This is a genomic window from Kiloniellales bacterium (genome assembly GCA_030064845.1).
In the GTDB taxonomy this organism is placed as follows: domain Bacteria; phylum Pseudomonadota; class Alphaproteobacteria; order Kiloniellales; family JAKSDN01; genus JASJEC01.
Window position 1 is genome coordinate 1 of the sequence record JASJEC010000087.1, and the last position, 20,301, is coordinate 20,301.

Sequence of the window (20,301 nt, forward strand, 5' to 3'; positions counted from 1 at the left end):
GCCTTAGCGGGCGAGCTTCCGCACGTAGAGCAGCTCCATCTCCTCCGCGAGGGAATAGAGGCTGCGGAGCCGCTCGTCCGGGCTCATCGGCGGTCCGGCCTGCGCTGTCGGATCAGCGGCTGCCAGGGACTCGGCCGGCACGTCCTCGAAGCCGACACCCTCCAAGACTTCGGCGCGGCGCGCGGCGACGGCCGGGTCGGCGACGGCGGGCAGGTTGTTGGACGCGGCGGCCGTGGACTCCGCGGGCTTCGTCCGCGTCTCGCCGGCGCCCGCCGGCTTGGCCGTTTGCGAAGCCGCCGCGGCCACCGGCTGGGCTTCCTGCCGCTTGGGCTCCGCCGGTGCCCGGGCCGCCTTCACGACCTCGGCCGGCTTCCGCACGGGCTTCTTGACCGCCTTGGCCTCCGGGACCGGCGCCGGCGCCGCGGCGGGCTGGGGCTCAGGCTCGGCCGCGACCCGCTCCAGGCCCTCCGATACCTTGCGCGCCAGGGATTTCAGCTCCTGCCGCAGCTCCTGGTATTCCTCTTGCCTCTGGTCGTCGGCGGGATTCAGCCATCCGTTCTCGGCGGTGAAGAGATAGAACAGCGCGCCGACGACCGCGAAGTTGAAGATCAGGAATTTCATGTCGGACTCCATGTCTTCTGCTGTGCCGCCCCTGCTGCGCGGTTCGCGGCACTGATTTTGGCCTCGGTCACGAGAAGCAGGCTGCGCAGCAGCGCCGAGGTCGGCAGCCCGACAACCGTGGTCATGAAGGCCATGCTGAAGTTTTCGGTCAGGCTCTTGATCACGCCCTGGATGGTCTCGGGCGTGAGCTGCTGTCCGGCCAGGCCGCCGATTCCGAGGCTGATGCCCAGCAGCGTATAGGTAAGCGCCAGCGTGGCGACGCCGTTCGAGGCCTGGATGCCGGCGACCAGCCAGGGCTCATAGTCGTCACGGTTGGCCTGGAGATGCTTGATCTTGACCCAGCAGAGCAAGGAGATGAAGACCAGGCCGCCGAGCAGCGCCGCGAAGGCGAAGCCGAGCACATCCCAAGCCCAGGCCGTGATCTCGGCGGCGCTGACCGAGGTGGTCATGACGCCGAGAGCGAGGGCGATCACCAAGCCGCCGAGCATGTAGCTGACGGCCTGGGAGGCCGCCACGAAGAGCGCCGCGGGCTGCCGCATGTCAGCGCCTCCCGACCTCGGCGCTCATCAGCGAGTTCGTGGTAATCCCGATCTGCTCGAGCCAATGGTCAATCACGGTGCGGTTCTTCTCGATCGAGGCGTGCACCAGGAACGACAGGTCGTAGTTATCGAAAGCTGCGCGGATGGTCGGGGTGTTGCGGCCGCGCAGGCTGTCGTCGCGGAGCACCATGCGCTCGAGATCGACCAGGCGCGTGCGGGCAAGCTGCATGCTGATCTGGCGTTCCCCCGGGCCCATGTCGGGCGACAGCAGGGTCTCGATCGCAATGGCCCGTTCCCGTTCCAGGTTCTCGACGGTGTCGGCGCGGGCCGCGGCCGGGAGCAGAGTGCTCGCGGCGAACATTGCGGCAAGCAGAGCGGTGCGGGGTTGCATGACTGGCTCTCCTTCTTGCGGTATCGAATGCTTACTCGGGAATGAAGTAGTTGATCGCTGCGGCGAGGCCGCTGGGCTCTTCCGGCTCCAGGAAGCTATCGTCTCCCGTGGCGACGGCCTCGGTGAGCGCCATGGCGTCGAGCGCGATCAGCTTGGCCATGTAGCCGAGAATGGTCTCCTCCTGATCAACCAGGGCGAGATCGGCCTGGGTTTCCGCGACCATCTGACGCAGGAATTCCTGCTTGGTCACGGCGCGCCCATCGATCTTGTTCTGGTCGCTCATCGGATGCGACTGGATCGCCTGGACCAGGCGTTCAATCGCCATGACGTTCTTCGAGTACTCGGCGGCATACTTGCTCTGGCCGATCATCGGCGTGCTGAACAGCTTCATGTCGACCTTGGCGACCGAGGTCTCGAAGCGCCGCCGCGCCTCCTCCTGCTTGTCGACCAGGGCCCGCCGCTCGGGCGACATGGTGCCTTTCTCCCGCCTCAGCTTGCCGAGCAGCCGGTCGTAGAGACGCATCTTGGTCTCCAGCTGGTCACGCCGGAACTCTTGATGCTGTGCGACCAGCTCGAGGTACGCGCGCTTCTCGGCCAGGAACTGGTGACGGAGGTCGACCCTCACGTCGCCGCTGGCCTTGTCGATCGCACCTTGCAGGTCGGTCAAGGTCTGCGCCTTGAGGTTCATCGCGATCTCGGTGTCCTGCAATGCCGCGGCGAGGCCCGAATTGGAGAAGTCGTTCTCGATCGCCTTCTTGAGATAGTTCCCGGGCAGCTTGATCAGCTTCTCGCTGGCCACCGGGTTCCAGCCGCTTTGCAGTGGATCCGTCCCCGCCGAGGCCGGCGCGGGGGCGGCGAGAAGGGTTAAGGCGAGAAGGCCCGCGGCAACAGGAAGGCCGACCCTGTCGCTGCGGTTCTCGCGCTCTCTGAGCGTCTTGGTCATCATGGCCGTCCTTATCTCCTCGCCATCGGGTCAGTTGTGCTTCCAGTATTCGATCCGGCGCATCTCGTCCTTCAGGACGGTGCTCACGTTCAGCATGGAATAGGGGCCGAAGTCGCGGGACTCGTGCTGACCCAGCAGAACCTCCATGGTGGTGCGGAAGGAAGCGCCGTCCGCGTAGTAGAGGTCCTTGTCCGGGAAGTTCTGCTTGAAGCTGGCGAGCTGGCGCCGCGCCGAGTCGGTGTCCCCGCCCTTGATGTAGTTCTGGATGCTGAGCCCTTGGGCGCGCATGCGCTCGTCGTCGGGCACCATTTCGGCGTCCGGGCCGAGATCGCGTTCGCAGCGCTCGAGCAGCTCGGCGCTCGAGAGGTAGCGCCCGACATCGCTGCTCGCTCGCGCCAGGCCGTCGAGGGCGACCGCCTGGTCCCGGCAGTCGCGGAAGCCGTTCAGGGTCGCGACGTCCTGGTAGCGGGTTTCGCGGAAATCGATACTGCCGAAATCGGGCAGCTCTTCTTCGGTGGCGCAACCGGTGATCGCCAGAGCGGCAAAAATCAGCGCGATAGTGGCAGTCCGCTTCTTGCCGGAGATTGCTTTCGAACAGGAAATGATCATCGCTCGTTTCCCTTGTTGAGGCCCTGCCAGGGCTATGAGAGGGAGTGAGCGATTTTTTCGCGCCCGGCCGTTTAGCGGCCGAACAATTTTTTCTAGAGCGGATCATGTTTTGCCGGAAACGCTTCGCGGTTCCGGCAAAACATGTGAATCCGCTCGATATCAATTGGTTAGAGCAGATTCACCGGGTTTTTCGGTTCGCCTCTGGCGATTCCGTCAAACCCCGATCTGCTCTAGGGCTGGAGTTCGTGGGTCATCCGCGTGACCGGCAGGCCGGCGGTTTGCAGGCCGGACAGGCCGCGGTCCCAGGTCGCCTCGTCTACCGGCCTGTCCAGGGCGGCGATGAAGTCCTTCAGGCGCCGCCTCCGGGTCCCGTCCCCGTCGGGCACCACGATCACCGCCAGGCGGTGCAGCAGGCTCTCCTGCAGGCTGCGCGGAACGCGAATTTCTAAAAGAACACTCTCGTCAGGGTTTAAAATCCGCCCCTGGGCGAAGACCTTGGGCTTGAGCGACGGTGCGTCCTTGGCCGCCCTTGCGCCGACGATCCAGACCTCGGCACGGTCGCCCCGGTTCTTCACCCGATAGCGCAGGCTGCAGAGCTCGGCGCTCGCCGCCGTGGCCACCGCCATGGCGTCGGACAGGGCGACCTCGGTCGTCGCGGCCTCGGCGGTGCCGAAATTGACCGCGGCGCAGGACCCGTCGTCGGGGGCCCGCGCTTCCAGGGCGGTGATGCCGATCCGGCCGGGAGCCTCGCTTGGGGCGGGCTGCCCTCCGGGCGACGGCGCCGGCGGATCGCGCGCCGGCGGATCTATGTGGTAGCGCCACCAGCCGAAGCTGCCCGCGAGGCCGCCGAGCAGAAGCAACGCGAAGAGCGCGCCCATGACGTGTCTCGCGTCGCCCCCCGGAGCCGCCGCGCGGGCGGAGGCCGCCTGCGGCCCACGGGCGAAGGGGGCCGGCAGCCCCAGAACGTCGAGGATCTGGTCGGCCGAGCTCATAGGGATCACGCGGCATTGATCGGGGGCGAGCCCGAGCTCCTTCAGCCAGCCGGCATCCAGCTCGTCATGATTGGGCTTCGGAATGCCCAGGACGAGGGGAATCTCCGCGGCCCTCAGGTCGTCGAACAGCCGCTGCGAACGGCGCAGCTTCTCGCGGACGTACTGGACCGGGAGAACCTGGAGGTCACGGTCGACCTCGCCGCTGAGCCAGACCGCCTGGCTCGCGGCCTGGCCCTTCGTGGCGAGACGGCCGGCCGCCAGGAGCGCGTGGGCGACCAGGGCGCCGAGCTGCCAGCTCATGCCCTCGGAGATCGTCGCCGAGACGTCCATACGATAGGCCGGGTGCCCGTAGGCCTTCTCCAGGATGCCGGTCGGCATGCGCACGAAGGCCTCGTAGTCCGGGCTGATCGGCAAGGCCAGCGCCTTGCCGTCGAGACAGATCACGGATCCTACATTGGGCTCTTCCTCGGTGATCCGCTGGACCTCGGCGGGACCTTCGGTCGTCGCAATGTAGACCCGGACCGCCGTCAACGCAGAAACACTTCACTTCGTGGATTGCGCAGGGCCTGGATCAGATCGGAAGCCGTCTCCGCCAGCAGCTGCACCGTGCCGCCGCGCGCTTCGGGCAGCGCCTGCTTCAGCAGCCCGTCCTGCTCGTCGGTGATGAACAGCGTCTTGGGCGGCTCGGCGGCTTTGCTCAGCAGCTCGATGACGACGTAGACCTGCTCTGGCTCAGCCCGAGAGGGCCGTAGCCGGATCGTGAAGCCCTCGCCGTGGCGGCTCTCGAGGAGCTGCGTGCTGGCGGCGGCCGAGCGCGGGGCGCGGTACCCCGCGGTCTTGGACAAGAGCCGCATCAGGGCCTCCCGCAATCGGGGATCGGCGGCGAGCGCCTCCTTGAGCTCGGGGCTCAAGGGGCAATCCGGCTGGTTGACGTAGGCATAGACGTCGCCGAAGCCGAGCTTGCGCCGGCCTGGGGCACGGGCGCGTTCGGCCGCGGCAATATCGTCCAGCGTACCCACGGCGACAAAGGCGCGCTCAGCCAGGATTCTGCGATCGTGGGGCAAGGTTTTCCAAGTGCCGGTCATGCCGCAACTCCATACAACAGGATAAACTGCTTGCGAAAGACGTCAGAATCCGCCGCGAACTGACCGGCCCAGTCACCCTTGGGCAGGCTCATTTGCTGCAGCTTCTGGCGAAAGGCGGTCAGGCGCCGTCTGATCTCGATCAGGGACTCCACGCCGGTGGCGAAGGCCTCGCCGGCCTCGGGCCGCGAAGTCTCCTCTTGGCCGAAGCCCTGGCGGGACAAGCCCTTGAAGGCCTTCCTCGCCTCGGTCATGAGGGCTGCCAGCTCCGGTCCGACGATCTGCGGGTCCGACAGGGCGGCGATCAGACGGTCCCGATAGCCCTCGCCGTCGAGGCGGACGACCTTGTCGTCCTCGTCTCGGCCGATCAGGATCTGTCCGAGCGGGCTGAGGTCGATATCCTGCCGAAGCGCACGGATCAGGCTGACCGCTTCCGGCCGCCGCGCCACGGCGAGCACATCGAGGCTCGCCAGGAGCACGCGCTCGAGGTGCCGCTCCAGGCGGTCCAGGCGGTTCCGGTGATCCCCGTAGTCGTGGGGTTCGCAGGTCGCGATCAGATCGCGGAGCTCTTCCGATGTCGCCTTGCGCCTCTGGGCCTGGGAGAGGCGCGCCTGGGCCGCCCCGAAGATCTCGCAGCGCAGCAACGACAGCGGCAGGGCCAGGCTGGACTTGCCGCAGCCGACCAGCTTCTCCAGGTCGGCGATTTCCGTCTTGTTCAGGAACTTCACCGAGGCGGCCGGCGCGCTCTGCAGCGCGACCAGCGGGCTCTCCGCCTCGTCGATCGCTTCGACCAAGGCGCTGACGCTCCCGGGATCGACCTCACCGGCCTCGCGGTCGGGGCCGATCGGCTTGGCGCTCTCCAGCGCCTGGAAGTCCCGGGCCTCTTCCAGGACCTGCCGGAGCCTGACGAAGGCCAGGAACACCGAGGCGAAGGTCCGGAAGTCCAGGCCGTCCGAAACGCCGTCGTCGGAGCGGGAGAGCCAGAAGTCGAGCACCGCCGGGTCGTCGACCGTCGCGGGTCCGAAGTCCCCTTCCCCGAGCTGGGCCAGATAGGCCACCAGAACGGAGAACTTCCGGTGATACTGGGTCGAGACGAGGTGGTCCTTGAGATAGTCGTAGACCTGTCTCGAGAGAGCGTTGGCCGCGTCGGACACGGCCGCCGCCGTCGGTCCGCGGGACAGCATCTCCTGCCAGACCTCGTCCAGCGCGCCGTAGCCGAGGGCGGTCATCAGGAACTCGACCATGGCCGACAGGAAGGGCATGCGCGCATAGGTGATCGCGAAGCCGCCATCGGCATAGGCGATCTCGACCTTGACGCGATCGGCGGAGACCCGGGGCGCGGCCTCGGCCTGGCCGAAGAGCTCCCGGTCGATGTAGGCGCGAAAGCCGGCGGTGCTGGCCGGACCGCTGTCCCAGAAGAAGGCCTCGTAGCGCCTCGGGCTCTTGGCGCAGGCCTCCGCGACCGTGATCAGATGGCAGAGCTCGTGCATCGCCGGCGCATAGGCGCGGCAGACCACGGTCTGCGCCAGCTTGCGGCTGACGCGCTCCGAGAACTTGGGCGTGCCGAAGGCCTCGGTATCCGCCACGGTCTGCAGCGTAGCCGACAGTTCCGGGCTGCCGCCCGCCACCAGATCCAACTGTTCGACCACAGCTCGTTTCACCTCAAGCCAACCCTCCGGCCAGTTGCCGCCGGTACTTCTTCTCGAGCCGCTGGACCCGGGCGACGTACTTTCGAGTCGCCGGGATGATCCTGGCGTTGGGCCAGACGCCGACCGCCGAGCCGCCATTATAGTACGAAAGCGCGAAATCCACCCGTCCCCGGTAGCGCCGGATCAGCCGGCCGAGGAAGTGGAGCCCGAGCCGAACGTTGATCCGCGGGTCCCAGAGCATGTCCGGATCTATCCCGTACTCGCCCACGGCGGTTGCGGGCATGATCTGCATTACGCCCCGCGCCCCGGCCGAGCTTTCCGCCAGCGGGTCGAAATAGGATTCGGCGTGCGCGACCGCCAGTGCGAGCGGAACCGACATCCCCATGTCCATGGCTTCCGTGGCGACCAATGCCTTGATCTTCGACCGCGGATAGTGCCGCTTCCTGCTCCTCCCGGCCAGTGCGCCGTTACTGCAGCCGCCCAGAAACAGCAAGGCGCCCGCGAAGCCGAAAAAGGCCCGTCTGCCCAGATCCTCTCCGTCCGTCATGCCCTCAAGTGCTCCCTATCCGCCCGACCCGAGCAACATCGGCGCAAAGTCATCCAAATGGCGCCTCGCTTGGCGCCGGCGCGCCTCGATGCTACCCGCGAAGTCGTCGTCGTTGATGGATGTCTCCAGGCGCGAGCGGTCCGGAGACCGCCGCTCCGAGTTCGCCGAGTAGGGCGCGCGGATCATGGCGATCGCGCTCTTCCGGCTCCTCAGTTCGCCGACCCAGGACTTGGCTTGCGCCCGGTATTGGCGCTGCAGGCGCAGCACCTTGTTGACGTAGCCGCGGGTGGCGGGAATGACCCGCGGGTTGTCCGGGTGGCCCACCGCGGACCCACCGTTGTAGTGCGACAGGGCGATGTCCCAGCGCCCCTTGTAGCGCCGGATCAGGCTGGCCAGGAAATCGATCCCGAGTTGAACGTTCAGCCGCGCGTCCCACAGCTCGTCCGCGCGCACGCCGTAGATGTCCTTCGCCGTCCTCGGCATGATCTGCATCACGCCGCGGGCACCGGCGGAACTCTTGGCCATGGCCGTGAAATTCGACTCCGCCTTGGCGACCGCCATGGCGAGAGACGGCGGGAACCCGGCGCGCAGAGACTCCTCGACCACGATGCGCTTCACCTGGGCCCGGGTCGCGGCTTCCGCCGACGGAACGGCGAGGGCCGCGCAGACGACCGCGAGGCCGGCCCCCAGCGAATGGCGCAACGAACGGCGCATCAGGGCCTCGCTCCGCCCGTCGCGTCATAGCGCGCCAGGGCTGCAAGCCAGGCCTCGTCCAGGGTCGAGACCACGAGGCGCTCCGACTTCACCCGCGAGCGGGCGCTCATGGCCTCCGCGAGCGGCACGTCGGGAGCGAACGCGAGGACGACCCGGCGCGCCTGATCGAGCGCGCCAGGATCGACGGCCTGCAGTTTGGAGTCGAGGAAACCGCCGTTGTGGTAGACTAGGATCACGTCCCGTGGGTCAACGTCGGTCGCCCCCTGCTCGGCCGCCTCCGATACGGGCGGCGCCAGCACGGCGGCCGTCGTGGCGCTATCCGCTTCGCGCCCGGCCCCCATGGATACCAGCGCCAACACCAGAAGGCTGAAGAAGCCCATTGCCAACGCGAGGGCGATTTCGGTCATCGCGTTGCCCTGACTGCCGTCGTACATGGTCCGCCTCGTCGTGCTGGAACGCCGCGCGCTGCGGCTTACCCGCAGTTATGGAAGGCTCAAGGCGGATTTTCCGGCCGCAATCGAGCTGTAACAGGCGGAATTGTCGGAGAAAGTGCGGCGCTGGGCCACGGGGCACGCAGCGAGGCGAGATCGTTAACCTGGGAACAGGAGAGCGGCGCGCGAGACCGGTGATCCGGCCGGCGGCGTGGCTGAGGGGACCTACTTGACGATCTTCCAGGTCCCGTCGGACTGCAGGCAGGCCTTGCCGTAGCCGGACTCTTCCTTCCCGCCGATCCGCAGATTCTGCTGGAACTCCCGGCAGTAGGTCCCGTCCGAGCGGTACACCCGGGATTTCCAGCCGTCTCCGACCAGGGCGCGGCTGGAGGGCTTCGGCATCCCGGCGTTGGCCTTGTCGAAGGCGATCTTGCGGCGCAGGCTCATGGTCAGGGCCGCCGAGGGCCGGCCCGTGACGTTGAGTCCGTTGTCGAGCTGATACTCCCGGATAGCCGCCTTGGTGCGGGACCCGAAGATGCCGTCGACCGGTCCTGGGTCGTAGCCCAGCTTGAGCAGGCCGGCCTGGATCGAGGCGACCTTTGGATCCGGGTCGACGAGCCGCGGTTCCTCGAACAGCGGCGCCACCTCTTGCCTCGGCGTCCCGTAAGCCAGGTCGGGGCCTTCGTCCGGATCGATCCGCAGGGCCGCGTCCCGCTTCTCCAGGGCTTCGCTCTTGGCGGCGAGATCGACCTCTGCCGGATCCAGTTCCAGACGCTGGTGCGACGTCGCCGCCAGAATGGTGCCGTCCTGCACCCTGACGGCTTCGTAGGCGAGCACGGCCGAGGCGTCCGAGGTGCGACGCAGCTTGCCGACGATCAGCACGTCGGCCCGCGCGCTCTCGACCAGGGCCGCCAGCAGGTTCTCCAATTCGGACTTGCGCGAGCTCGACTCGTCGATCTCGCGAATGATCGCGCCGAGCGCCTCGCGGGCAATAAACCGGTGGCGCAGGCCGCCTTGGCTCAAGAGGGAGACCAGCAATTTGTCGTTGTATTCGTTGGCGACGCTGGCCGGCAGCGTGCCCTGTCCGATCGAGAAGGGCCGGATGGCGATACGCAGCTGGTCGCTCTCCCCGGCCGCCCCGCCCGAGGCGGATTCACCCGAGGCTTCGATGCCGGCGAGGATTTCCCAGGCCAGGATGTCGAAGGGATCGAACTCGCGCAGCCGGTCGCGCGCCTCTGCCCCGGCGCTCGACAGAAGCATGGCCAGGCCGGTGGCGCAGAGTACCGCGAGGGCAGGCAAGGCGCGGCTCGGGGACCCGATCCTGGTCCGGGACCGCCTCGCGCCGTCGAAGCCGCCAAGCCGCCGACCGAGGCGGCGCGCATAGCCGGCGCCACGGTTGCTTACTTGCCTCAAAGTCATACCCCTTCTCCCAGTCGCCCGCGCGCCGACGCGCGGTCTCCTACCAATCGTCCCAGCCATCCCCTTCGCGTTCGGCCACGCTAGCCTTCTTGACCGTAAACACGTTTCCCGCCAGATCGACTTGTCCCGGCATATTCAAGTAATCCAGCATTTTATTCAAGTTTCGGTTGAGCCGGCCCCGGGCGATCCCAGTCTCGTACCAGTATTCGTGCCGCTGCTGCGTCGTGCTTACCGGCCTGTGGTGCCGGTACCCCGAGAAGACCACGAGATATTCCTCGATCTCGAAGACTTCCTCCGCGGAAAAGCCCTCGAAGACCAGGGAGTAAGCCTCGGGCATGGTCGCATAGGACTGGCCAGGCGAGCCCTCGGGCCCGGAGCGCGGCGCCAACATGGCGACCAGTCGCGCGGTCAGCTGGTCCGCCAGCTCCCGGGTCAGGGCGCGCGCCTCCCGCTCCACGGCCTCGTCAAGGCAGTCGCCGCGGCAGTTCACGGGCACCCGCTGCCAGCGGGGCGAGACGACTTGGAAACTGCCCAGGTGCTGCCCGGTCATCACGTTGAGCAGGCGCGCCGTGATCTGGGAGCCGACCCTGGTACTGTATTTCAGCCGCTCCGTCTTCGTGTCGATCGCGAAAATGACCGCGAGGTCCAGCGGCGGCCTCATGACCGACCGGGCGATCTCGACCAGCTCGGCGGTGCTTCGGGGCGCCTCGCTGCGCCCGCCGACCACACCGGCCGTCGCCGCTTCGCCGTAGACCGCGAAACCGCTTTCCTGCAAGGCAATGCTGAGTTCGTCGACCACGCCGGTGTAGAGCCGGCCGACCCGCGGCTCGTCATCGGCCGCGATCAGGAGGACGTTGGGTCCGGCGGCCTCCGCGGGGCCGTGCGTCGTCAGCCCAAGGCAGAGCGAGACCAGAACAAACAACTGTAAGTAGCGCATTGTCAAGGCCTTCCGCCGCCGCTTGCTGGAACCCAAAGATCCATGGCCACCTTGCGTCCCTTTCGCCGCGCCCGCCCCGCGAATTTCGGGTTTAGTTGCCGCATTTTAAACCATTTTACGGCAGTGGTTCCAGCACCATCCCCGGCCCCCTAAGCGGACGCCCAGCCGCGGCGGTAGCAATGTCGTCCTGCTCTTGGGGGACCAGCGAGCAAAACACTCTCACTTGTGGGGATATGGAGGGCCCAAGCCGCTTTTTCTCAACGCGGCCTCGCCCGTTTTACGAGAAACAAAGCCTCCTGTTTTCCACATGAGTTTCTCTTTGGATCGACTACTTTGCGATCAACCAACCAAATGGCTAAGCTTCTTCGATTAACACGTTCATGTTGGGGTTCCGCACCAATCGGTCAGAAAAGAACCCAAGGGCACCGTCAAGCACGGAAACTTCCAGGGCAGTCCGGCATACGACGTTCGAAACATGCTGAAGAAGCCCTTCCGACTGGCCGAGCTGGCGGCTGCGGTGCGAAGGCGCTGGCCGACTGACTCCGGGCGTCGAAAAGCAATAGCGTTTCGCCGAACAGCGATTCGACGCCCTTCACAAAAACAGCTACCTTCGCCGCCTTTCGGCGAGGCTCTCGACGGAGCTGGATCAATGGATTGCGACCACGACAAAGCCAGAGCGGGTTCACCGGGTTTGATGGGTCGCCTCTGGCGATTCGGTCAAATCCGGGTCTCCTCCAGGCCAAACGGAACGGCCCAGCCGGCATTGCCGGGTACCGCCGTCGCCTGCACGCTGGTCCTTCTGGTCCTGGCCGGCTGCGCCGCCGATGAGGCACGCCGGGCAGACAGCGCCGAGCCGACGCGGGTCATGGCCATGGCCGACGAGAACCAGGACGGCGTGGTGACACTGGAGGAGTGGGATCGGCGCAGCGACGCCCTGTTCTCGCAGATCGACCGGAGCCAGGACGGCCAGCTGGACGCGCAGGAGCTGCGAAACGGCTTCGACATCCTGGATCAGGACGGCAACGAGGTCCTGGATCTCCGCGAAGCGCCTATGGCGGTTGAATTCGCCGACTCGGACGGCGACTCGCGGGTCACCCGCGCAGAGTTCGAGGCGGCCGATTGGAACGCCAACCCGAGCGATCTGAACGATGACCGGCGGATCGACCGCAGGGAGTTCCGGCAGGCGCGCCAGCGGACGTTCCGGCGCTTCGACGACGACAAGGACCGCCGCCTGAGGGCGAACACCATCGACGAGTCGGCGCGCTTCACCCTGTTCCGCTTCTAGACTGCCCAGAGACCTTAGGGGAAATCCTCGGCGGCGAAGGTCGCGCGCGCGTCCGACGGCGGCTCTCCGGAGAAGAGGGTGACCCGCAGGAAGTAGGCCGGCACGGTGGTCTGGCCGAGCTCGAGCGACATCGACGGGCCCCTCGGGCTGCTGCGGCCCCGCCGATTGGATCGCACGATGGGCATACGCCCCGTAACGCTCGACACCGGCCCCGACGACGAAACGGTTTCCGTGCCTTCCTCGATGACGGCGAAGTGCGTCTCGCCTTGGGAACGGGTGAGATCGGCCGCCGCTTCCAGGGCGGCCTGCCGCAACTCGTCCCGCGACTGCCCTCCCCTGCCGGTGTAGCTGACGCGGAAGATCTGGGCCTCGGTCGAGGCTGGTGCCTCCACGCCCCCGACAGCGGCTGGCTCCGCCGGCGTATCCGGCGGCGGGCTGTCTTGCGCGCAGCCCCCCGCCAAGAAAACGACGATCGAGAATGAAACCGCCAGGAGGCGAGCTTGCATGGTGATCTCCGATGGTCACGCAGTTGGACGGGCACGCCGGGCGCGTCCCGACCGGTCCCGATTGTGACACGGAATGCGCGGGCTGGGACAGGCTCTCTTGCCTCGCCGCGCTTGCCATCCTCCTTCGGTGCTGGAAGGATGCCGCATTGAGAAACCGCATATTCTCAGGGGGGAAACATGGACGTTCGCGCCGCCGTCGCTTTCGAGGCTGGCAAGCCGCTCAGCATCGAAACCGTGCAGCTCGAGGGACCGCAGGCCGGCGAGGTCCTGGTCGAGATCAAGGCAACCGGCATCTGCCACACCGACGCCTTTACGCTGACCGGCGAGGATCCTGAAGGCCTCTTCCCGGCGATCCTCGGCCACGAAGGCGCGGGCGTGGTGGTCGAGGTCGGGGCCGGCGTCACCAGCCTGAAGCCGGGCGACCATGTCATCCCGCTCTACACGCCGGAATGCCGGCAGTGCGAATACTGCCTGAACCCCAAGACCAACCTTTGCCAGGCGATCCGCGCGACCCAGGGCCAGGGCCTGATGCCCGACGGCACCAGCCGTTTCTCGCTGGGCGGCAAGCAGGTGCTTCACTACATGGGGACGTCGACCTTCGCGAACTACACGGTCGCGCCCGAGATCGCCCTCGCCAAGATCCGCGAGGACGCGCCCTTCGACAAGGTGTGCTACATCGGCTGCGGGGTGACCACGGGCATAGGCGCGGTGATCAACACCGCGAAGGTCGAGCCGGGCGCCAACGTGGTCGTCTTTGGGCTCGGCGGCATCGGCCTCAACGTCATCCAGGGCGCACGCATGATCGGCGCCAACATGATCGTCGGCGTCGACCTGAACGACAGCAAGAAGTCGCTGGCCGAGAAGTTCGGCATGACCCACTTCGTCAACCCGAAGGAGGTCGGCGAAGAACTGGTGCCGCATCTGGTCGACCTTACCGGCGGCGGGGCCGACTACAGCTTCGAGTGCATCGGCAACGTCAAGACCATGCGTCAGGCGCTCGAGTGCGCCCACAAAGGCTGGGGCGTTTCCGTCATTATCGGGGTCGCCGGCGCCGGACAGGAGATCGCCACGCGCCCCTTCCAGCTGGTCACCGGGCGGGTCTGGAAGGGCACCGCCTTCGGCGGCGCACGCGGCCGCACCGACGTGCCGCAGATCGTCGACTGGTACATGGACGGCAAGATCAACATCGACGACCTGATCACCCACACCATGCCGTTGGAAGAGATCAACACCGCCTTCGACCTGATGCACGAGGGCAAGTCGATCCGCAGCGTGGTGGTCTACTGAAAAAGAAGGAGCTGAGGCGCCTCGCGGGTCTTGAGCCACGCCACGCCGCAAATCGTCCTGCCGATCTCGGCCGCCGACGACGGGCGGTTCGCTCTCTAGATCCCGACACCGGAGTGTCCCGGGCCGCGCGCTACCGTCGGCCGCGGCGGCTTTGCTTTGTCCGGCTCTGCCGAATCGGACATAGCGTGGTAGCCATTCTCATTAAAGCAGGTTAACCTTGATTTTTTGTCGTTTACGTAGCGGAGAATCATTCAATCAAGGGGGGAAGAACATGATTAGAAAACTAACATTTGTGGTAGCCGTAGGGCTCTTGTTCTTGGTGGTTTCACCGAATTATGCAAAGGCCCAGGGTATCGACTGCAACACCGCCGGGCCAAACGCTCTGCAGAACGCCATCGACGCTGGCAATTCCTTCATCCAGTTCACCGGCGTCTGCAATGAGTTGGTGTTCCTCTATCGGAGAAATATCACTCTTCAAGGCACAAACCCCGACACGACCCAAAACGTCATCGTCGGCGGGGTAACCGTCTATGCCCTGGAATCCTATTTGACCAACCTCCGAATTCAAGGCCAGTCTTTGAACATCGTGGACGGCGGCTTCGCTTTCCTCTTCGACGTGCTTGTCGACAGCACGAATTTCGGCGCTTTCATCGCCAGGAACTCCGGGGCGACGTTCAACGACGTCTTCCTCGGGCCGGCGCTGATCGACGACGGCGCTCAAGGCTGCACGCCGCTCTGCATCGGCGAGAACAGTTACCTGCGCATGGAAAACAGCACAGTGGCCGGCGATACGAGCGACCCTGTTTCCGGCGGAGCAATCACGGTCTATCGCGATGCGTCGCTTCTCCTGCGCGGCGGCAATACGATCTCGAACGCCGGTTCCACGCCGGTAATCTCGGTGTTCGGAGAGTCGAGCTTTCGCCAAGATAATTCTTTGAACAACGGTACCGACGCGATTACAGCTACCGGTTCCGGCTTGGCGGTCGAAGTTTCCCAGACGTCCAGCTTTGATACCCGAGAAGCGGTCATTACGGGCGATATCGAGGTCGGACGGCATTCCTTCATGAATGTCGGCAGCACGGTCTTCGGCGGCGACCCGAGCCAGATGGAAATCGACGGCAACATCGAACTCAGCCAGGACTCGGCGCTGAACGTGTCGAGCCCGCTGGTCACCATCGACGGCGACATCACCTGCGCCGACGACGAGTCCAGCGCCGTCGGCAGCTTCGCGGGCAGCGGCACCAATGCCTGCTCGGGCTTTGACGCCGAGGTGGTGCGCGACGACGGCACGGCCCAGTTCCTGGTCGACGAGAACTCGGCCAGCACATCCAACCGGCGGCTGCTGCGGCTCGAGAACAACGGCAATCCGCAGATCGAGCTGACCAATACGGCGACCAGCGTCAACTGGCGCGTCGGCATGGGGCCGGCCAACTCCTTCTTCGCCAAGAAGGGCTCGCGCGAGCTGCGCTTCACCGAAGGCGGCGGCCTGAAGGTGATCAATGGGGGCGACACGGTCTTCGACTTGAGGCCCAGCGGCAATCTGGTGATCGACGGCAACCTGACGCAGCTCTCCGACGCCGGGGCGAAACACGACGTCACGCCGCTCGACGAGGCCGAGGTGCTGGCCCAGGTGGCGGCCCTGCCGGTTTCGGCCTGGTCCTACAAGGACGACGAGACCGGGGCGCGCCATGCCGGGCCCATGGCCCAGGACTTCCGCGCGGCCTTCGGGCTGGGAGAGGACGACACCCACATCTCCCCGATGGACGCCGTCGGCGTGGCGCTCGCAGCGATCAAGGCACTGCAGCAAGAGGGGCAGCATAAGGACGCGGAGATCCGCGCCCTGCGGACACGGCTGGAGGCGCTGGAGCGCAAGCTGGCGCCCTAAGCCTTCGGTTGGCTCGGGGGTTGGACGCGACTTCGCGGGGCGCGCTTCGGCGCGTCCTGTGTCATAATGCGCTTTCGGCCGGCGCCATGTGGCGGCTCAGGCCATCGTCGACGCCCTGAACCGCCCTCACGCTGGCCATGCCCTTCGAGTTCCCGCGTCTTCCCTTGCCGACACTGCGTCAGCTGTGGCGTGATTTCGGCGCGGTCTACGCGGTCAACGGATTCATCGCGCTGGTCTTTTCGGCCTCGGGGCCGGTCGCCATCGTGCTCGCCGTGGGTTCTGCCGGCGGCTTGAGCGAGGCCGACCTGGCCTCCTGGATCTTCGGCTGCTTCTTCTTCAACGGCCTGATCACCCTCGCCTTCTGCCTGCTCTACCGGCAGCCTCTGGCCTTCTTCTGGACCATCCCCGGGACCGTGCTGGTCGGTCCGGCCCTGGATCATCTGAGCTTCGCCGAGGTGATCGGCGCGTTCTACGCCACAGGCCTCTTGATGATCGTCCTCGGCCTGAGCGGCTGGGTTCGGCGCACCATGGAAGCGGTGCCCATGCCCATCGTCATGGCCATGGTCGCGGGCGTCTTCCTGCAGTTCGGTCTCGATCTGGTCTTGGCCTTCCGGGACGGCTTCTGGATCGCAGCACCGATGACTGGCCTGTTCCTGCTGCTCTCGGCGCTGCCGGCGCTTGGGCGCCGGCTGCCGCCCTTGATCGGCGCGCTGCTGGCCGGGATCGGCGCGGTAGCGCTTTCCGGTGGTCTCGCCCCCGGGGCGGATACGCTGTGGTCCTTCGCCCAGCCCACGCTTCACCGGCCCGCCTTTTCCTGGCAGGCCATGATCGAGCTGGTCGTGCCGCTGGCGATCACCGTGCTGGTGGTTCAGAACGGCCAGGGCTTCGCCGTGCTGAGCGCGGCCGGACACAAGCCGCCGATGAACGCGATCGCCAGCGCGTGCGGCCTCGGGGCAGTCGCCTCGGCCGTGGTCGGCGCGGCGCCGACCTGCCTGACCGGCCCTTCCAACGCCATTCTGACCGCCACGGGTGAGAAGGAACGCCATTACATCGGAGGGCTCGTCCTGGGACTGCTGGCCCTGCTGCTCGGTCTCCTTTCGCCGCTGTTCACCGGCCTGATGCTGGCCACCCCGGGGGCCTTCATCGCCACCCTGGCCGGCCTCGCCATGTTGCGAGTGCTTCAGGCCGCCTTCACGACCGCGTTCCAGGGCCGCTTCTCGCTCAGTGCTCTCATCACCTTCCTGGTCACCGTATCCGGCATCTCCATCTTCAACATCGGCGCACCTTTCTGGGGTCTCGTCTTCGGCTTCGCGGCCGCTTTGATGCTGGAGCGGGGCGAGTTCAAGCGCCGCGACGAAGCGCCCTAAGACGGTACCGGGGCAGGTTGCCCGCCACGGCCGATCATGCAACCCTCCCCAAAACTGCGAGGCCGGAGGAGCGGACACCCCGATCATGGAAACGAAATCCGAGAACCGCTGTTTCGAGGGTGTCCAGGGCTTCTACAGCCACGACTCCCGCTGCTGCAACGGCACCATGGGCTTCTCCGTGTTCCAGCCGCCGGCCGCTCTGGCGGGCCGGAAGGTGCCTGTGGTCACCTACCTCTCCGGCCTGACCTGCACCGAGGAAAACTTCACGATCAAGGCGGGCGCGCAGCGGGTGGCGAGCGAGCTCGGCCTGCTCGTCGTGGCGCCGGACACCTCGCCGCGTGGCCAGGACATTCCCGGAGAGGGCGACGCTTACGATTTCGGCACCGGCGCCGGCTTTTATCTGGATGCGACCGAGGCCCCCTGGTCCAAAGCCTACAGAATGTACAGCTATGTCACCGACGAGCTGCCGGGAGTCCTGGCGGAAGCCTTCCCCGCCGCCGACCTGAGCCGGCAGGGAATCATGGGGCATTCCATGGGCGGCCACGGCGCCCTGACCATCCACCTGAAGCACCCGGAGACCTACAGCTCGGTCTCGGCCTTCGCCCCGGTCGGCGCGCCCATGCGCTGCCCCTGGGGCGAGAAGGCCTTCACCGGCTACCTGGGTCCCGACCGCGAGGCCTGGAAAGCCTACGACGCCACGGAGCTGATCCGTACCCGTCCGTCAAAGGCCAAGATCCTGATCGACCAGGGCGCGGCCGACGACTTCCTGGAGACCCAGCTCAAGCCCGACCTTCTGGTCGAGGCCTGCGAGGACGCAGGGCAGCACTGCGAGCTCCGGATGCAGCCGGGCTACGATCACAGCTACTACTTCATCGCGACCTTTATCGAGGACCACCTGCGCCACCACGCGGCGTCTCTCGGCGCCTGACGCAGGGGAGCAGAGGCGGTCATGGACGAGGCCTTCGCCGACCCGTCAACGATAGACAAGAAGGCGCTGAAGCGACTTTCCGCGCGATCCGATGGTAAAGGCCTGGTTCAGCTTGGCCTACATCTCTTGGCGCTGGGCGCCACCGCGACCCTTCTCGGCCTGGCCTGGGGCGGTCCCTGGACGCTGCCCGCCCTGCTCGCCCACGGCATCGTGCTGATCTTCCTCTTCGCGCCGCTGCACGAGTGCATTCACCGCACCGCTTTCAAGACCCGGGTGCTTAACGATATCCTCGCCTGGGTCTGCGGCGCCCTGATCGTTCTGCCGCCGGCCTATTTTCGCGCCTTCCATTTCGCCCACCACCGCTTCACCCAGGACACGGAGCGGGACCCGGAGCTGCAGCGTGTCATGCCTTCGTCGTGGCCATCCTATCTCTGGGTGGTCTCCGGCCTGCCCTATTGGCGGGAACGGATCACGACCAGCCTGACCCACGCGCTTACCGGGCGGGTTGACGCGCCCTTCGTACCCCGCCAGCAAGCAGCCGGCATCGTCCTGGAGGCGCGTATTCTATGGCTGGTCTACGGGGCCGTCGCGGCGCTCTCCGTCGCCTCGGGCAGCCTGGTCGCCGTGATCTACTGGATCCTACCGGCGCTCGCGGGTCAGCCCTTCCTGCGCATGTACCTTCTGGCCGAGCACGGCGGCTGCCCTCACGTTCCCGACATGCTGCGGAATTCCCGCACGACGCACAGCAACGCCGCAGTGCGGGCGCTGGCCTGGAACATGCCCTACCACACCGCGCACCACGCGTTTCCCGCGGTCCCGTTCCACGCCCTGCCAGCGGCCCATGACGTCATAAGGGACGCTGTGGCGGTGCGTTCCGCCAGTTACACCGGCTACCAGCGGGAACTCATCGCCGGCTTCGGCCGCTGACGGCTCACGCGTCAGTCGGCCAAAACCGGTCGGTTCTTACTGAGAGGCCTCTTTCAGGTACGCGATAAGGTCGTCGCGGTCCTTTTCCTTCTTTAGGCCGGCGAACGCCATCCGGTTCTTGGGGATGTATCCCTTCGGATCGGCGAGGTAGGCGGCAATCGTGGTCTCGTCCCAGACGATCCCCGACTCCTTCATCGCCTTAGAATACTTGAAGCCTTCCACGGCCCCGGCGGTCCGGCCGAAAACCCCGTGCATCGTCGGGCCGATCTTGTTCTTGCCGGCCTCCAAGGCATGACAGGCCTTGCACTTCCTGTAGATCTTCTCGCCCTTCGCGGCGTCGCCCGCCAGAGCGAGGCCGGTCATGGTCACGGAAGTTCCCGCGATCGCCAAAGGCAAGACCAAGAGTTGCAACAGTCTCATCCGCTACCTCCGAAATTGTATCCTAGCCGTTTCCCCCGGATCATAGGGTTAAGCGCCAGAAATCGCACGCAATAAACAGCGGCTGAACGTTCATGATCCAACCTATGATACGCCGAGCAGGCCGGGGCGGTTCAAGGTCCCGCCGTCGTCCGGGACCGCTTGGGCGCCTGCGTTACTGGTGCTTCGCGATGCCCCGGTGGGCCTCCTCGCCCCAGACCGCCTGGACCCGCGAATCTCGCCCGCAGCGCCCGCGGTAGAGGCGATATCGGAAGGGATTCTTCTGATAGTAGTCCTGGTGGTAGTCCTCGGCCGGATAGAAGGGGCCGGCGCTCTCTATCGGCGTCACGATAGGCCGGTCGAGGATACCGCTCTCCTCCAAGCGCTGCCTGGAGGCCTCGGCCAACTTCTTCTGCTCCGGCGAATTGGCGAAGATGGCGGTGCGGTAGCTCTCGCCGCGATCGCAGAACTGGCCGCCGCCGTCGGTCGGGTCGACGCTGCGCCAGAAGATCTCCAGAAGTTCGGCGTAGCTGACCTGCTGCGGGTCGAAGCTGATCTGGACCGCTTCGTAGTGACCGGTGCCGCCCGCCGTAACCTGCCGGTAGGTCGGATCGATCAGAATGCCGCCGGTGTAACCGGACAGCGTGCCGACGACGCCCGGCACCGTGTCGAAATCGGACTCCACGCACCAGAAGCACCCGCCGGCGAAGGTCGCCACTTCCAGGTTCTCGGCGGCGGCCTTCGGGGCCGGGCCCGAAACGAGATAGACGATGATCAGGACGAGTGCCGTGATCCGAAGCGCCGGGATCGAAGGTCGGGGCATCA

The 20,301-nt window shown here is 66.3% G+C and carries 21 protein-coding genes and 1 pseudogene; 6 read left to right on the top strand and 16 right to left on the bottom strand.

Annotated elements, in window-relative coordinates:
* Positions 1-3: 3 nt before the first annotated feature.
* The 13 genes and pseudogenes from QNJ67_21050 to QNJ67_21110 form a co-directional block, all read right to left on the bottom strand.
* Positions 4-621 carry a hypothetical protein gene (locus QNJ67_21050; protein ID MDJ0611475.1) on the bottom strand — a complete coding sequence of 206 codons (618 nt, stop codon included), beginning with the start codon at positions 619-621 and terminating at the stop codon, positions 4-6.
* Positions 618-1,160 carry a hypothetical protein gene (locus tag QNJ67_21055; protein ID MDJ0611476.1) on the bottom strand — a complete coding sequence of 181 codons (543 nt, stop codon included), beginning with the start codon at positions 1,158-1,160 and terminating at the stop codon, positions 618-620. The genes QNJ67_21050 and QNJ67_21055 overlap by 4 nt, the downstream gene beginning before the upstream one ends.
* A gap of 1 nt (position 1,161) precedes the next feature.
* Positions 1,162-1,551: a hypothetical protein gene (locus tag QNJ67_21060; GenBank protein ID MDJ0611477.1), complete on the bottom strand. Its 390-nt coding sequence runs from the start codon at positions 1,549-1,551 to the stop codon at positions 1,162-1,164.
* A 31-nt stretch (positions 1,552-1,582) separates the two neighbouring features.
* The gene (locus tag QNJ67_21065; protein ID MDJ0611478.1) at positions 1,583-2,497 is read right to left on the bottom strand and encodes a hypothetical protein; all 915 of its coding nucleotides are present in this window, start codon (positions 2,495-2,497) and stop codon (positions 1,583-1,585) included.
* Positions 2,498-2,524: 27 nt separating this feature from the next.
* Complete coding sequence (locus tag QNJ67_21070; GenBank protein MDJ0611479.1) at positions 2,525-3,103, bottom strand: hypothetical protein; 579 nt, start codon at positions 3,101-3,103, stop codon at positions 2,525-2,527.
* A 230-nt stretch (positions 3,104-3,333) separates the two neighbouring features.
* Positions 3,334-4,626 carry a hypothetical protein gene (locus tag QNJ67_21075; protein MDJ0611480.1) on the bottom strand — a complete coding sequence of 431 codons (1,293 nt, stop codon included), beginning with the start codon at positions 4,624-4,626 and terminating at the stop codon, positions 3,334-3,336.
* The gene (locus QNJ67_21080; protein ID MDJ0611481.1) at positions 4,623-5,180 is read right to left on the bottom strand and encodes a hypothetical protein; all 558 of its coding nucleotides are present in this window, start codon (positions 5,178-5,180) and stop codon (positions 4,623-4,625) included. Before QNJ67_21080 ends, QNJ67_21075 begins: the two co-directional genes overlap by 4 nt.
* The gene (locus tag QNJ67_21085; protein ID MDJ0611482.1) at positions 5,177-6,838 is read right to left on the bottom strand and encodes a hypothetical protein; all 1,662 of its coding nucleotides are present in this window, start codon (positions 6,836-6,838) and stop codon (positions 5,177-5,179) included. The genes QNJ67_21080 and QNJ67_21085 overlap by 4 nt, the downstream gene beginning before the upstream one ends.
* A 1-nt stretch (position 6,839) precedes the next feature.
* Positions 6,840-7,373 (bottom strand): lytic transglycosylase domain-containing protein, encoded by a 534-nt coding sequence (locus QNJ67_21090; GenBank protein MDJ0611483.1) that lies wholly within the window; start codon positions 7,371-7,373, stop codon positions 6,840-6,842.
* 15 nt (positions 7,374-7,388) lie between these two features.
* A complete protein-coding gene (locus tag QNJ67_21095; protein ID MDJ0611484.1) occupies positions 7,389-8,087 on the bottom strand; it encodes a lytic transglycosylase domain-containing protein in 699 nt (232 codons plus the stop codon).
* The gene (locus tag QNJ67_21100) at positions 8,087-8,521 is read right to left on the bottom strand and encodes a hypothetical protein (GenBank protein MDJ0611485.1); all 435 of its coding nucleotides are present in this window, start codon (positions 8,519-8,521) and stop codon (positions 8,087-8,089) included. Before QNJ67_21100 ends, QNJ67_21095 begins: the two co-directional genes overlap by 1 nt.
* A gap of 462 nt (positions 8,522-8,983) precedes the next feature.
* Positions 8,984-9,778 (bottom strand): annotated as a pseudogene (locus QNJ67_21105) (peptidoglycan-binding domain-containing protein).
* Between the two features lie 199 nt (positions 9,779-9,977).
* Positions 9,978-10,874 (bottom strand): hypothetical protein, encoded by an 897-nt coding sequence (locus tag QNJ67_21110; GenBank protein ID MDJ0611486.1) that lies wholly within the window; start codon positions 10,872-10,874, stop codon positions 9,978-9,980.
* Positions 10,875-11,637: 763 nt separating this feature from the next.
* On the opposite strand from QNJ67_21110, the gene QNJ67_21115 reads away from it, so the two are divergent.
* Complete coding sequence (locus QNJ67_21115; protein MDJ0611487.1) at positions 11,638-12,159, top strand: hypothetical protein; 522 nt, start codon at positions 11,638-11,640, stop codon at positions 12,157-12,159.
* 14 nt (positions 12,160-12,173) lie between these two features.
* Here QNJ67_21115 and QNJ67_21120 read toward each other — a convergent pair whose 3' ends face one another.
* Positions 12,174-12,665 (bottom strand): hypothetical protein, encoded by a 492-nt coding sequence (locus QNJ67_21120; protein ID MDJ0611488.1) that lies wholly within the window; start codon positions 12,663-12,665, stop codon positions 12,174-12,176.
* A 177-nt stretch (positions 12,666-12,842) separates the two neighbouring features.
* Between QNJ67_21120 and QNJ67_21125 the strand changes: the two genes are divergently transcribed.
* From QNJ67_21125 to QNJ67_21145, 5 genes are all read left to right on the top strand, one after another.
* Entirely contained in the window at positions 12,843-13,952 is a 1,110-nt protein-coding gene (locus tag QNJ67_21125) for an S-(hydroxymethyl)glutathione dehydrogenase/class III alcohol dehydrogenase (GenBank protein MDJ0611489.1), read from the top strand.
* Between the two features lie 217 nt (positions 13,953-14,169).
* A complete protein-coding gene (locus QNJ67_21130; GenBank protein ID MDJ0611490.1) occupies positions 14,170-15,837 on the top strand; it encodes a tail fiber domain-containing protein in 1,668 nt (555 codons plus the stop codon).
* A 164-nt stretch (positions 15,838-16,001) separates the two neighbouring features.
* Positions 16,002-17,204, top strand: a complete 1,203-nt coding sequence (locus QNJ67_21135) for a benzoate/H(+) symporter BenE family transporter (GenBank protein ID MDJ0611491.1) — start codon at positions 16,002-16,004, stop codon at positions 17,202-17,204.
* A gap of 85 nt (positions 17,205-17,289) precedes the next feature.
* Positions 17,290-18,132: an S-formylglutathione hydrolase gene (fghA, locus tag QNJ67_21140; GenBank protein ID MDJ0611492.1), complete on the top strand. Its 843-nt coding sequence runs from the start codon at positions 17,290-17,292 to the stop codon at positions 18,130-18,132.
* A 21-nt stretch (positions 18,133-18,153) separates the two neighbouring features.
* Positions 18,154-19,059 (top strand): fatty acid desaturase, encoded by a 906-nt coding sequence (locus QNJ67_21145; GenBank protein MDJ0611493.1) that lies wholly within the window; start codon positions 18,154-18,156, stop codon positions 19,057-19,059.
* A 36-nt stretch (positions 19,060-19,095) separates the two neighbouring features.
* On the opposite strand, the gene QNJ67_21150 is transcribed toward QNJ67_21145, so the two are convergent.
* On the bottom strand, positions 19,096-19,479 hold the full coding sequence (locus QNJ67_21150) for a cytochrome c family protein (GenBank protein ID MDJ0611494.1): 384 nt from the start codon (positions 19,477-19,479) through the stop codon (positions 19,096-19,098).
* A 172-nt stretch (positions 19,480-19,651) separates the two neighbouring features.
* Positions 19,652-20,299 carry a peptide-methionine (S)-S-oxide reductase MsrA gene (gene msrA, locus QNJ67_21155; GenBank protein ID MDJ0611495.1) on the bottom strand — a complete coding sequence of 216 codons (648 nt, stop codon included), beginning with the start codon at positions 20,297-20,299 and terminating at the stop codon, positions 19,652-19,654.
* Between the last annotated feature and the right edge of the window lie 2 nt (positions 20,300-20,301).

Bases quoted from the DNA above. Each gene is read 5' to 3' on its own strand.
- QNJ67_21065 (MDJ0611478.1), bottom strand. From the start codon at position 2,497: ATGATGACCAAGACGCTCAGAGAGCGCGAGAACCGCAGCGACAGGGTC.
- QNJ67_21055 (MDJ0611476.1), bottom strand. From the start codon at position 1,160: ATGCGGCAGCCCGCGGCGCTCTTCGTGGCGGCCTCCCAGGCCGTCAGC.
- QNJ67_21095 (MDJ0611484.1), bottom strand. From the start codon at position 8,087: ATGCGCCGTTCGTTGCGCCATTCGCTGGGGGCCGGCCTCGCGGTCGTC.
- QNJ67_21070 (MDJ0611479.1), bottom strand. From the start codon at position 3,103: ATGATCATTTCCTGTTCGAAAGCAATCTCCGGCAAGAAGCGGACTGCC.
- QNJ67_21090 (MDJ0611483.1), bottom strand. From the start codon at position 7,373: ATGACGGACGGAGAGGATCTGGGCAGACGGGCCTTTTTCGGCTTCGCG.
- msrA (MDJ0611495.1), bottom strand. From the start codon at position 20,299: ATGCCCCGACCTTCGATCCCGGCGCTTCGGATCACGGCACTCGTCCTG.
- QNJ67_21080 (MDJ0611481.1), bottom strand. From the start codon at position 5,180: ATGACCGGCACTTGGAAAACCTTGCCCCACGATCGCAGAATCCTGGCT.
- QNJ67_21120 (MDJ0611488.1), bottom strand. From the start codon at position 12,665: ATGCAAGCTCGCCTCCTGGCGGTTTCATTCTCGATCGTCGTTTTCTTG.
- QNJ67_21150 (MDJ0611494.1), bottom strand. From the start codon at position 19,479: ATGAGACTGTTGCAACTCTTGGTCTTGCCTTTGGCGATCGCGGGAACT.
- fghA (MDJ0611492.1), top strand. From the start codon at position 17,290: ATGGAAACGAAATCCGAGAACCGCTGTTTCGAGGGTGTCCAGGGCTTC.
- QNJ67_21060 (MDJ0611477.1), bottom strand. From the start codon at position 1,551: ATGCAACCCCGCACCGCTCTGCTTGCCGCAATGTTCGCCGCGAGCACT.
- QNJ67_21145 (MDJ0611493.1), top strand. From the start codon at position 18,154: ATGGACGAGGCCTTCGCCGACCCGTCAACGATAGACAAGAAGGCGCTG.
- QNJ67_21110 (MDJ0611486.1), bottom strand. From the start codon at position 10,874: ATGCGCTACTTACAGTTGTTTGTTCTGGTCTCGCTCTGCCTTGGGCTG.
- QNJ67_21100 (MDJ0611485.1), bottom strand. From the start codon at position 8,521: ATGTACGACGGCAGTCAGGGCAACGCGATGACCGAAATCGCCCTCGCG.
- QNJ67_21125 (MDJ0611489.1), top strand. From the start codon at position 12,843: ATGGACGTTCGCGCCGCCGTCGCTTTCGAGGCTGGCAAGCCGCTCAGC.
- QNJ67_21050 (MDJ0611475.1), bottom strand. From the start codon at position 621: ATGAAATTCCTGATCTTCAACTTCGCGGTCGTCGGCGCGCTGTTCTAT.